The sequence below is a fragment of the Porphyrobacter sp. GA68 genome (genome assembly GCF_022605525.1).
In the GTDB taxonomy this organism is placed as follows: Bacteria; Pseudomonadota; Alphaproteobacteria; order Sphingomonadales; family Sphingomonadaceae; genus Qipengyuania_B.
Map to the genome: position 1 here is coordinate 491,386 of NZ_JAKQYJ010000002.1, position 12,224 is coordinate 503,609.

9 protein-coding genes are annotated in these 12,224 nt (G+C 63.7%); 2 read left to right on the forward strand and 7 right to left on the reverse strand.

Annotated elements, in window-relative coordinates:
• Positions 1-65: 65 nt before the first annotated feature.
• The 7 genes from zapE to LHJ54_RS10175 form a co-directional block, all read right to left on the reverse strand.
• The gene (gene zapE, locus LHJ54_RS10145; protein ID WP_228243774.1) at positions 66-1,178 is read right to left on the reverse strand and encodes a cell division protein ZapE; all 1,113 of its coding nucleotides are present in this window, start codon (positions 1,176-1,178) and stop codon (positions 66-68) included.
• The gene (locus LHJ54_RS10150; RefSeq protein ID WP_228243775.1) at positions 1,175-1,633 is read right to left on the reverse strand and encodes a PaaI family thioesterase; all 459 of its coding nucleotides are present in this window, start codon (positions 1,631-1,633) and stop codon (positions 1,175-1,177) included. Before LHJ54_RS10150 ends, zapE begins: the two co-directional genes overlap by 4 nt.
• Before the next feature lie 3 nt (positions 1,634-1,636).
• Positions 1,637-2,419 carry a succinate dehydrogenase iron-sulfur subunit gene (locus tag LHJ54_RS10155; protein WP_228243776.1) on the reverse strand — a complete coding sequence of 261 codons (783 nt, stop codon included), beginning with the start codon at positions 2,417-2,419 and terminating at the stop codon, positions 1,637-1,639.
• Positions 2,420-2,525: 106 nt separating this feature from the next.
• Positions 2,526-3,647, reverse strand: coding sequence for a glycosyltransferase (locus tag LHJ54_RS10160; RefSeq protein WP_228243777.1), 1,122 nt, complete (start codon positions 3,645-3,647; stop codon positions 2,526-2,528).
• A gap of 2 nt (positions 3,648-3,649) precedes the next feature.
• The gene (locus LHJ54_RS10165) at positions 3,650-4,819 is read right to left on the reverse strand and encodes a hypothetical protein (RefSeq protein WP_228243778.1); all 1,170 of its coding nucleotides are present in this window, start codon (positions 4,817-4,819) and stop codon (positions 3,650-3,652) included.
• Positions 4,816-5,595: a nucleotidyltransferase family protein gene (locus tag LHJ54_RS10170; RefSeq protein ID WP_228243779.1), complete on the reverse strand. Its 780-nt coding sequence runs from the start codon at positions 5,593-5,595 to the stop codon at positions 4,816-4,818. Before LHJ54_RS10170 ends, LHJ54_RS10165 begins: the two co-directional genes overlap by 4 nt.
• A gap of 70 nt (positions 5,596-5,665) precedes the next feature.
• Positions 5,666-8,281 (reverse strand): ribonuclease E/G, encoded by a 2,616-nt coding sequence (locus tag LHJ54_RS10175; protein ID WP_228244352.1) that lies wholly within the window; start codon positions 8,279-8,281, stop codon positions 5,666-5,668.
• A gap of 439 nt (positions 8,282-8,720) precedes the next feature.
• On the opposite strand from LHJ54_RS10175, the gene LHJ54_RS10180 reads away from it, so the two are divergent.
• Together LHJ54_RS10180 and LHJ54_RS10185 are read left to right on the forward strand one after the other, a co-directional pair.
• On the forward strand, positions 8,721-9,620 hold the full coding sequence (locus tag LHJ54_RS10180) for an N-acetylmuramoyl-L-alanine amidase (RefSeq protein ID WP_228243780.1): 900 nt from the start codon (positions 8,721-8,723) through the stop codon (positions 9,618-9,620).
• Between the two features lie 83 nt (positions 9,621-9,703).
• Positions 9,704-12,217, forward strand: coding sequence for a penicillin-binding protein 1A (locus LHJ54_RS10185; protein ID WP_228243781.1), 2,514 nt, complete (start codon positions 9,704-9,706; stop codon positions 12,215-12,217).
• Positions 12,218-12,224 lie beyond the last annotated feature (7 nt).

The window sequence follows — 12,224 nt, forward strand, 5'->3', positions numbered from 1 at the left end:
GGCGTCGTCGGCCTCGAAACGGATTCAAGCCAGCCCAGGTCAATCCGCGCTGGCCGTGCGAAAGGCTACCCTTCTCCGTGTCCCTGCGCCATGTACCGGGCGCTCTGCATCTCCTCAAGGCGGCTCACCGTGCGGGCGAACTCGAAAGATCCATCGCCATGAGGATAGAGGTCAGCAGGACGTGCGGCGGCAGTGACGAACAGTTTGACCTTGTTCTCGTACAAAGCGTCGATCAGCTTCGTGAAGCGGATCGCCTCGTTGCGGTTTTCCGGCCCCAGGCGCGGCACACCGACCAGGATCACGGTATGATAGGAATGGGCGATCGCGAGGTAATCTGCGGCCCCACGGTTGTCCGCGCATAGCCGCTTGAAGCTGAACACCGCGACGCCCTTGAGGCTTTTGGGAACATGCAGATTGCGTCCGCCGCCAAGATCCAGCGTGGCGGCCGGCACATGCGCGGCATCTTCAGGCGCGTAATCGGTCAGGCGAAAGAACGCCTCGCGCACCTGCGCCGTCGCAGCGTCGCCCAAGGGCGTGTGCCATGTGGCCAAGCCGCCCAGTCGATCCAGTCGATAATCGGTCGGTCCGTTCAAAGGCAGCACATCAAGCCGCTCTAGAACCAGCGCGATGAATGGGAGGAACAGGGATCGATTCAGCCCGTCCTTGTAAAGGTCGTGCGGCGGTCTGTTGCTCGTGGTGACGACGATGACTCCCTCGTCAACGATCAGAGCGGTGAACAGCCGCGCCATGATTGCGGCATCGGCCGTGTTGTTCACCACCATCTCGTCGAACGCGAGGCAGCGGACGTCTTGCGCGATGCGCGCTGCGACGGAGCCGATTGGATCGCCCGTCTGAGCTTGCCGCGCGGTTCGGATGCGCCTGTCGACTTCCAGCATGAACTCGTGGAAATGTACCCGCCGCTTGCCGGCAATCGATAGCGTTTCTACAAACAGGTCCATCAGCATGGACTTGCCGCGACCCACGCCGCCCCACATGTAAATGCCGCGCGGCGCTGGCGGGGCGCTGCCGAACCATCGGGATAGCAGGCCAGCCTTTCGCTCCTGCGTTAACTCGTCCTGCAGCCGCTGCAAGCGCAGAACGGCCGCGCGCTGGTCCGCGTCAGGCTTCAACTCGCCCGCAAGGCTTAGCGCGTCGTAGCGCTGGAGGATGGTGCTCACCCGCTCGCCGCCTTGCGCACCATGGCGGAATAGGATGCGACAAGGTGATCGTCCTGAACCACCTGTCCCCGCAGAAACACAAGGCGGCCGGTTTCCCGTAGCAGTTCCGTGACCGCGTCGAGCGGACGGTCGGGTTTGCCAGCGCCAATGAAGTGACTGGATAACTCCAGCGTCACCGCTCGGCCCGGCTCGTTGTCGCTCAGTGTTCGGAGCGCCGCGAAGAGCGCAATGTCAACCAGCGACAGCGTCACCGCCCCATGCACCATATCCTGGACGTTGGTGTGACGCCGTTCGGGAAACATGCGCAGACGGCAGGCTCCGCCCTCCCGGCGGACGATCAGCTTGCCCATGACCGCAGCATTGAAGCGTGTCTGGTCCTTCAGATCCCAGGTGTGCCAGCCTGGGTTCGCGGGGTCAGGGCCGTAGTCGAAGAACGGCTGGCTCTGGTCCGTCAACGGTTACATCTGCCGTTCAACAAGCATCTTCTTGGTTTCGGCAATCGCCTTTGCCGGTGACAACCCCTTCGGGCACACATTCGCGCAGTTCATGATCGTGTGGCAGCGATACAGGCGATACGGATCTTCAAGCTGATCGAGGCGATCGCCAGTCATTTCGTCGCGACTGTCGGCAAGCCAGCGATAGGCCTGGAGCAGGATGGCCGGACCGAGAAACTTTTCGGAATTCCACCAGTATGACGGGCACGCGGTGGAACAGCAGGCGCACAGAATGCATTCGTAAAGCCCGTCCAGCTTCTCCCGCTGTTCAGGCGATTGCAGCCGTTCCTTGCCGCTGGGGGTGGTTGAAACCGTCTGCAGCCATGGCCGGATCGACGCGTACTGGGCGTAGAAGTGCGAAAAGTCCGGCACCAGATCCTTGATTACCTCCATGTGAGGCAGGGGCGTGATGCGGATTTCGCCATTCAGATCGGCGATCGCGGTGGTGCAGGCGAGTCCATTTCGACCGTTCATGTTCATGGAGCATGAACCGCAGATCCCTTCGCGGCAGGATCGGCGAAACGTCAGCGTGGGGTCGATTTCGTGCTTGATCTTGAACAGGGCATCCAGAACCATCGGGCCGCACTGGTCGAGATCGATGGCAAAACGGTCGTAACGCGGATTTTCCCCGCTATCGGGATCATAGCGGTAGATCTTGAAGGTCTTGATGCGGGTGCCGCCTTCCGCCTTGTGTTCACGCGACTTGCCGGTGATGCGGGAATTCTTGGGAAGGGTGAACGTCGCCATGCTGCTCAATTTCCTGCTGTGTTGCCAATCCATCTAAGGATTTTGCCTGCTGACACAAGGCGGGAACAATAATGCCATTTCTGCGGCAGCGAACCGGCTGCCGCGGTCAGGGGGTGCTGACCCTCGACAACGGCTTGCCACGCCGTTCCAGCAAGACGCGGAGACGGCTGACGATGTGAGACGCGGTCGCATCGAACGCTTCTGGCGGAAACTTGCTGAACACCCGCGCCCGGGCGCTCTTGCCCATCCCGGACAGCTGCTGAGGATGTGCCAGCATCTGGGTAAGCGCGGCAGCCAGCGCTGCAATGTCGCCCGGCGGCACAGTCTTGCCGACACTCTCGTCCACCGTGAACGGCATTTCGCCAACGGCAGAGACGACGACGGGCAGCCCGGCCTGCATCGCTTCGTGCGCGGCAACGCAGAACCCTTCGCGCAACGACGGCTGCACATACAGATGCAAGGTGGCGAGGAATCGGTGCGAGTCTGTGACGAAGCCGGCAAGTTCCACCTCCGCAACGCCAGCGGAGTCTGCCTGCGCGCGAAGATCGGCTTCATCCTGGCCCGTGCCGCCGATGATGACTCGGAATTGCGGCAATGGCGTGGTCGCCTGCCGCTTCAGCAAAGCGATGGCATTGATGAGGACGTCGTAACCCTTGTTCGGGTGCAGCCGCCCAAGGCTGCCGATGACGATCGGGGTGTCCGGCGCCCAACCCTGCGCCTGCGGCACCGACGGGTCGGCGGCGAAGATCGGCCATGTGACCAGCCTGTCAGGAGGCACTTTCAACCGGGTAAGGGTGAGCTGCGCCACCTGCTGACTGTCGGCAACCCACAGCGCGGATTTGCCTGCGCGCCAGCGCAGCAGCCGCTCGTTGGCGGGCTTGAGATAAGCGTTATGCTGCCAGCTGACCACCGGCAGACCCAGTTGCTGCCCGACAATCTGACCCAGCAGGGTCGCGCGGGTGAGCGATGTCCAGAGCACCTGAGTGCCCCGTTCGCGGGCCTGCTGCCGAAACCACTTCAGCGCGGCGAGGTGATCCGCCTCCCCGCCGTCGCGGATTACCAGGTCGACGCCGGCCGCGCTCAGCCGCTCTATCGCCAGCCCGTTGCGGCGGGTGAGGGCGAGCACGCGAACCTGCGCACCCGCTGCCTCCAGCGCGCCGACAATGCGGGGAACAGGCGTCTGCGCCCCGCCGCCTTCCATCGAATTGATGATGTAATCGATCCGCATCCTTACCGCTGCGCGCTGGCCAGTGCGTCGGCGATAGCTGCTGCCGCGCGTTCGGGCGCCGGGGTGTCCGTCATGGAAAACGTATGGTCGAACAGCCTTTGCTGGGGTTGCGCGAAGTCATTGTGCAGATCGCGGGAGGCGCGGATTGCCTGGACCAAGCCATCCACTCCGGCAAACCGGTGGCCAGCCGCCAGGAACGGGAGGCTGGCCTCACCCTCGGATGCAAGCGCCCCCCTGGGGTCGAGCAGAAACACAGGGCGCGGCCGCAGCAGGAACTCGTACAGCTGGCTCGACGCATCCCCGAGATAGGCATCGGCGCCCAGCGTGTAGGTCATGTCGAACAGGCGCGGGCCGTCAAGATCGACGACGATGTTGTCAGCCCGCATCGCGGAGGCCGGAATGTCCGGCCGCAGCCGCGCTCTGCGGTATTCTGGGGAGATGTGCAGCCGTTTGCGGAACAGCATAACGTGCGGCGCAAACACGCAATTGAAATCCTGACCTTCACTGCTGGCGAACCATTCCAGCAACGCTGGTCCCACGTCGTACCAGCTCGACAGGTGCGGATCGAAATGCGGGTTGTACACGAAGGTCAGGCGATCATTGCCGAACAGGCGCGGCCGGGGCGACCGGTCGACTGCGTCGAACTTGGGATAGCCGACGGTGCGCAGCCGGTCCCGTGCCACACCAACCGCCGTCATGTGCTGAACTGCCTTCTCCCCGGCGAGCAGGATGCGGTCGAACTGCCGGTAATCCGGGTGATAGGTGACGTTGCGGTCGCCGGCGCCATGCGGGATGCGGATGAACATCGGCATATCGCGGGGATGAATGAAGCGCTTGACCTTCAGGCAAGTGCGTTCGGTCGAGATCACTGCATCGGCGCGGGCAAACAGGTCGGCGTGGTTGCGCAGTCGCAGCAACCGGCTTGCCGGCACCAGGCTATCGAGGGCTGTCACCGGCTTGGTCCAGGCCGGCAGGGCCAGTTCGTGCCACTGTACCGCCGCAAGGTCTGGGGCGGGCGCAATCCGCTCTATCGCCCGCCTGATCGGCACGGTCGCATAGGCGATCACGGTTCGGTGCTGCGGATACAGGCGGGCAAAGGCCGCTGCGGTTCCCGCCAGATGCGCCACTTGATGCGGGGCATCGTGGTTGAACAGGAACAGTGCAGTTCTCACGCGCCGGCAGCTCCTGCCTCACGCTGCGCCAGAATACGTTCTATCAGAACGATGTCCGCAGGTGTGTCGGCGTCGATGCAAGCTTCTGCCTGCGGCATGGCGACCAGTTTGGCGGCGATGCCGAAGCGTCGACCGGCCCGCCGCACCAGTGCGCCGATGTTCGCCAACCGGAGCGCCGCCTGAAGCGCAAGCAGCGGTCCGAAGGCAGAGATGATCCGCCAGCCCTTCTTGCGATCCTGTTCAATGCTCGCCCAGAACCGTATCAGCGGAAGGCATTGCGGCCCGGCCAGCCAGAACAGGTTCGCCCCCGACCAGGCACCGCCGCGAAAGTTGAGCCAGGTCCGCCGTGTCGAGTAACCCGCCGCCTCTAGCGTCCTGCGCTCCACCATCGCCACCGCGACGTCAGCGCCGCGTGCCTCCTCGACGAAGTGTTGCACCATCTCCGCCGTCAACAGGACGTTGTCGGCGGTGGTGACCAGCAGCGGACCTTGCTCCTCCTTCAGCAGCATTTCCAGTGTGGCTGCGATGCTGGCTTTCGAAGATCGCGCTTCGACAAACGCAAATGGCTGCAGCGTGCGTTCCAGGTCCTGCAGGCGTTGGGCGCAAACCAGGAGCCGCTGGAACAGGCCGGCGTCGCCCAAGGCTTTCAGGGGATAGGCCAGCATGGGCCGACCACCCACCGGCAGCAGCGCCTTGGTCGTCACTCCGCTGCCCGCCAGCAGAGGATCTGCGCCGGGACGACTTCCCGCCAGAACAACGCCGGTCACTTGTGTCATGTGCGTCGCGGTCGCTGGCCTGGCGGATACGGCATTGTCATCCGCCAGGCTGCTTGTTTGTCGATGCCGCTCAATCGCCGAAGGTGCGCTGCCACCATCCGCGGCGAACAGCCTTCGGCTCTTCGGTGACGCCACTCGTCTCGTTGGTGTCGTTGGCGGCTTCCGCCTTGGGAGCCGCCACTTCGTCCTCGTCTTTCTTGGCGGCAGCACGCCGGCGCGCGGGCTTTACCGGGGCCGGCTCATCGGCAGGCGCTTCGCTGGGCTCTGCCGGCGCAGTGTCTTGCGCGCCGACCACCGGGTCCTCCGTCTTGCGCTTGCGCGGGGTGCGACGCTTGGGCTTTGGCTTGTCTGCCGGATCGGCTGCCTCAGCGTCCTGCTGGGCGGCCATGGCTTCGGCTGTTTCAGGCGCCTCGTCAGGTCCCGCGACCACGGCGATGCTTTCGATCAGCTGCTCGCCCGCTGCTTCTGCGGCACCGCCGAAATCGGCCTCGGCCGGTGACTGATCGTCCTGTCGTTTGCGGCCGCGGCCGCCGCGACGCCGCTTGCGCGGCTTGCGCTCTGCGTTGTCGCTTGCGCCTTCCTCTGGCTGAGCATCGGTGGGCTCCTCGTCCCTGGAGCGATTCGCTTCATCGAGAGAGCCATTCTCGTCGGTGTCGTGTTCGCCACCGCGGGCCTTGTTCCGGCCACGTCCGCCGCGCCGCCGCCGCTTCTTTTTCTGCTGGTCTCCGCCGTTCTCCACATTCCGAACGGGTTCGCGCTCGTCGTCCTCGGCTTCAGCGTCGTCAGCTAGGGCATCATCTTCCGGTTCGTCGTCGATGATCGGGTCGAACCTGGGCGCGTGCGTCGGTCGGGGGCCGCTGCTTGCGACCGCCATCTTTGCGCCTTCATCTTCCCCTTCTGGGACAACCTCTACCGACACGCCGTAGCGTTCCTCGATCTCGCGCAGGTCAGCCCGCTTGGCGTTGAGGAGGTAGATGGCGGCTTCGGTGCTGGCTGACAGCGTGATCCGGCTTCCCTTGCCCTTGGCGGCTTCCTCTTCGATGAGCCGCAGCGCCGACAGGCCGGCTGACGATGCGGTGCGCACCAGGCCGGACCCGTCGCAATGCGGGCACTCGCGCGTGGTCGCTTCCAATACGCCCGTACGCAGCCGTTGGCGGCTCATCTCCATCAGCCCAAAGGAGGAGATGCGGCCGATCTGAATACGCGCGCGGTCGTTCTTCAGCGCTTCCTTTATCGCTTTTTCGACTTTGCGGACGTTGTTCGACCGTTCCATGTCGATGAAGTCGATTACGACAAGGCCGGCCATGTCGCGCAGGCGCAGCTGACGCGCGATTTCTCTCGCCGCTTCCAGATTGGTTGCCACCGCAGTCTGTTCGATCCCGTGTTCGCGGGTGGAGCGGCCGGAGTTGATGTCGATGGATACCAGCGCCTCGGTCGGGTTGATCACGATGTATCCACCCGACTTCAGTTGCACTTCGGGATCGTAGAGCGCGCGCAATTGATCCTCAGCGCCGAAGCGCTGGAACAGCGGAACCGGGTCGGAGTAAGGCTTGATGCGCCGCACATGGCTGGGCATCAGCAGTTTCATGAATTGTCTGGCGGCCTTGTAACCGTCCTCCCCCTCGACAATCACCTCTTCGATTTCGCGGTGATAAATATCGCGAATGGCTCGCTTGATGAGGTCGCTGTCCGAATGGATCAGCGCAGGAGCGGTCGAAGACAGTGTGTTTTCGCGAATTTCATCCCACAGGCGCGCGAGGTAGTCGAAGTCGCGCTTGATCTCGGTTTTCGTGCGGGAAAGGCCAGCTGTACGCACGATCAGCCCCATGCTGCGCGGCAGACCAAGGTCCGCCACGATCTGCTTCAACCGCTTGCGGTCACCGGTCGCGGCGATCTTGCGGCTGATGCCGCCGCCATGCGATGAATTGGGCATCAGCACGGTGTAACGGCCGGCAAGGCTGAGATATGTGGTCAGCGCCGCACCCTTGTTGCCGCGCTCTTCCTTGACGACCTGCACCAGCAGCACCTGGCGTCGCTGGATCACATCCTGGATCTTGTAACGGCGACGCAGCGCAAGCCGGCGTTCGCGTGCATCGTCTATCGCCTTGGGCTGGGAGCGGCCTTGCCGCCGGCCACGGCCGCGACGGTTTGCGCGATTGTCGCCGTTCTCATCCGCGTCTTCGTCGTCACTGCCGGCATCGCCCGCGTCGCCGTCGGCAATTACCCCTTCCTCGATGGTGGCGACGTCTTCCTTCTCCGAGGAATTTACTTCCTCGACGCCGTCCTCCGCCATCTCCTCGACGAAAGCCTCACCCGTATCTTCATCCGCATCGTATTCCTCGCCAGGAGAATTGCCCCGCTCTTCCTCCTCGGCCCTCAGCCGCTCTTCCTCTTCGGCAGCGGCGGCTTCTTCCTCGAGGAGTCTGAGGCGATCTTCGTGCGGTATCTGATAGTAATCGGGATGTATTTCGCTGAAGGCGAGGAACCCGTGGCGGTTGCCGCCGAAATCGACAAAGGCCGCCTGCAGGCTGGGTTCTACGCGCGTAACTTTGGCGAGGTAGATATTGCCCTTGATCTGCTTGTGGTCGGTAGACTCGAAATCGAACTCTTCAATGCGCTTACCTTCGAGCACCGCCACCCGGGTTTCTTCGGTGTGGCGGGCGTCGATCAACATGCGTGTCGTCATCATCAAAACTCCATCCGCAAGGAAGCGGCACCTTGGCTCGGCTCATCCTGCGGGTTAAAGGTGAGGTGCCGCCAAATGCTGGCGGCACGAGTGGAAATGACCGGGGCTGCGAGCGCGTGACGCGGCGGCAGGACCGGGGGGATGTGTCTGCAGTTCGCGATCTGGACGGAAATGCGTCCATGTGTCCCGCCACAGCGACCAGGGCCGAATGGCCGAGGGCAATCTGCAAAGGGGAGAATAAGATCATCGAACTGCGTCAACCTGTCTGAAAGCAGGGCAGAAACAACAGTTTGCCGCATCTGGCGGCGTCTTTCGCATCTGTCCCGGCCGGGAGAGGGGGCAATCGGCCCGAACCCTGCGGCAGTCCAGTGGTAACACCTTGCAGAAACGACGGCAACTATATTGCGCGAACTCCCGCGCTGCGCCTAATTGGATGCCAATGCGGTTTCAGCGTCCAGCCGTTTTTCTGAACAAGGGCATGCTCGCGGGAGCAGGCGTTCTGCTGGCCCTGCTGCTGCTGCTGCTCGCGGGCGTCGCGCCGCAGAACTCCACCCCCGCCTATGTTCAGCGGGTGAGCCTGGCGGCGCGAGCCGCCGGTGAGAGATATGCACGGCCTGTCAGCGGCACGGCAGGCGCGCCTTTGATCGTGATTGACGCCGGGCATGGCGGGGCCGATCCGGGCGCCGTGGGCGGGGACGGCATCATGGAAAAGACCGTCGTGCTGGAGCTGGCCAACACCCTGCGGCGCACCCTGTTGGAACAGGGAGGAGTCAGAGTGGTGATGACCCGCGACGACGACCGCTTCATTCCTCTTGCGGAGCGAACTGCCATCGCCAGGGCCATGGACGCCGACCTGTTCATTTCGATCCACGCCGATTCTGGCGGTGACGAACAGAACGCGGCGGGAGCCAGTATCTATACCTTGTCCGCTCAGGCCTCTGGTCGCCAGGCGGAACGGTTTGCCCAGCGCGAAAACAGCGCCGACGTGGTCAACGGCATTGCCCTGGCCACCGGCAACAACACGGTCGATACAATCCTTTTCGAAATGTCCCAACGCCGTGCGCTGACAGAGGCAGCCGAATTCGCACGGCTGATTATTCGGGAGAGTGAGGGGCAGTTGCGGTTCCGGGATCCGCCACGCCGGTCGGCCGCGCTGGCCGTCCTGACCGCGCCGGACGTGCCGTCAATCCTGTTCGAGGTCGGCTTTGTCACCAATCCGCAGGAAGCCGCCCGTATGACTTCGCGCGAAGGGCGGGAGCAGTTTGCCCGCGTTACGGCCGCTGCCGTGCGCAGTTTCCTCGCCAATCGCGCGCCGCGCTCTCCCGCAGACCTAGGATAGTTCCCGCAAGGTGCACTTCGTTATGGCCCGCGACAGATATCGCGTGCTAAGCAGCAGTCGATGACAGCAGGTTTTTTCAGGCGATGAGCGAGATCGCGCTCCGCATAAGGAACGGATTTGGTGCTTCAGCCGGTTGGCTGGCGGACCGCTGGCGCAGCAGTCGTCTGCTGCGCTGGGCGACGATCTGCGCGACAGTCGTGCTCGTCCTGCTTACGGCCCTCTGGCTGGTCCTAGTGCGCGACTTGCCCGATGCCCGCAAGCTGGCGGATTATCAGCCAGCACTGCCGACGGTGGTGCGCGGCATCGATGGCGAGATTGTCCACCGGTTCGAGCGCGAACGCCGGGTGCAACTGCAGTATGCCGACTTCCCCCCGGGGTTGATCGAAGCCTTTCTGGCGGCCGAGGACAAGACCTTCTTCAGTCACGGCGGCGTGGATTACCCGGCCTTTGCGAAGGCGGTCGTGAACTACGGGGTCAGTCTCGGCAGCGGCGGCGACCGCGTCGCGGGCGGCTCAACCATTACGCAGCAGGTAGCCAAGAATCTGCTGCTGTCCAACGAATATTCGGTCACGCGCAAGATGAAGGAGATCTTGCTGGCGCGCCGCATCGAGAGCGTGCTGACCAAACAGCAGATCCTGGAAATCTACCTCAACGAGATCCCGCTCGGACGGCGCAGTTTCGGGGTACAGGCCGCGGCGCGGGCCTATTTCGACAAGGATGTGGACCAGCTCGATCTCAAGGAAATGGCGTTCCTTGCCATCCTGCCCAAGGCGCCGGAAACCTACAGCCGCGAACGGTTCGAGGACCGGGCGCTGGGCCGGCGTAACTTCGTGCTGGCGCAGATGGCAAACAACAACTTCATCACTGCCGCAGAGGCGCGAAGCGCGCAGGCCCAGCCATTGGGGCTCATCAAGGAGCGTCCGCGCGAAAGGTTTGCGGACGCCGGCTACTTTCTTGAAACTGTTCGCCGGGAACTGATGGACCGGTATGGCGAACAGGCGGAGGATGGTCCGAATTCGGTTTACGGCGGCGGGCTCTGGGTGCGCACTTCGCTCGACACCGATCTTCAGGACGCCGCGCGCGACTCTCTGCGCAGCGGATTGCTGAGATACCATCAGGGCAAAGGCTGGACAGGCCCGATCGCCACCTTGAACCCGGACAACGGCAACCTGACCGGACAGCTGGCCTCCAGCAATCTTGGCATCAACTACAAGGACTGGCGCGTCGGAGTCGTTACCCGCGCGGGCCACGGAGCAGAGATCGGATTTGCCAACGGGCGCACCTTCCCGCTTGCAAACGCGCCGGACGGGCTGCGGGTGGGCGACGTGGTCGCTGCATCGCCGCAGGGGAATGGGTTCCGCCTGCAGGTAGTACCTGAGGTTTCCGGAGGATTCCTCGCGGAACAGCCGTACTACGGCCGCATCCTTGCCATGCAGGGCGGTTTCGACTCCCGTCTGGGCGACTTCAACCGGGCGACGCAGGCGAACCGGCAGCCGGGGTCGACGATCAAGCCGTTCGTCTATGCCACCGGCCTCGACAACGGTTTGACTCCGGCTTCGGAAATCCCGGACCAGCCGTTCTGCTTCTATCAGGGCGCTGGCCTCGGGGAAAAATGCTTCCGCAACTTCGACCGCAGCGGCGGCGGGGTGCATACCATGCGCTGGGGCCTCGAACAGTCACGCAACCTCATGACGGTGCACATCGCCAACGATGCCGGGATGCAGAACGTAACCCGCACCTTCGCCAACCTCGGGATCGGCCAGTACGAGGCTTATCCGTCGTTCGCGCTGGGCGCAGGCGACACCACCGTCGAACGCATGGTCAATGCTTATGCAACGCTGGTGAACCAGGGACGTTTGCAGCGGCCAAGCACGATCGACTATGTGCAGGATCGCAACGGCAAGGTGATCTGGCGCTCGGACAACCGCGAGTGTCGCGGATGCCGGATGGCACAGTGGGACGGCGCTCCGATGCCCCGCTTCGGCCTGCGCGGCAAGCAGGTGATGGATCCGCGCACCGCGTATCAGGTGGTGCATATGCTGGAAGGCGTGGTCGAACGGGGTACGGCCACCGTGCTGCGCGACCTCAACCTTCCGCTGTTCGGCAAGACCGGCACCACCAACGGGCCCACCAACGCATGGTTCATCGGCGGTTCGGCGGACATCGTGGCTGGCGTTTACCTGGGCTTCGACCAGCCGCGGCCGATGGGCGGCTGGGTTCAGGGTGGCCGGGTCGCCGCGCCCATCTTCAAGGACTTCGTGCAGAAAACGCGCACCCACTGGTCCAACGAGCCGGTGATCGCTCCACCCGGAGTGCGCATGGTCCGGATCGATCGGAGAAGCGGGCGGCGGGTGTTTGACGCATGGCCGACCGACGATCCCCGCGCCGCCGTAATCTGGGAAGCGTTCAAGCCGGACAGCGAGCCGCCAATCGCCACCCGGCAGAGCCAGATTGCCGCAAGGCGCGAGGAAATGCTCGAGCTCATCCGTCTTGCCCGGAATGGCGTGGCGCAGCAGCAATCCTCTCAGCAGCGACAAAGCGTAACCGCCGTGGGAGAGGCAGGCGACTTCGTCGAGGAGCAGGGCGGACTGTACTGACCTGCCG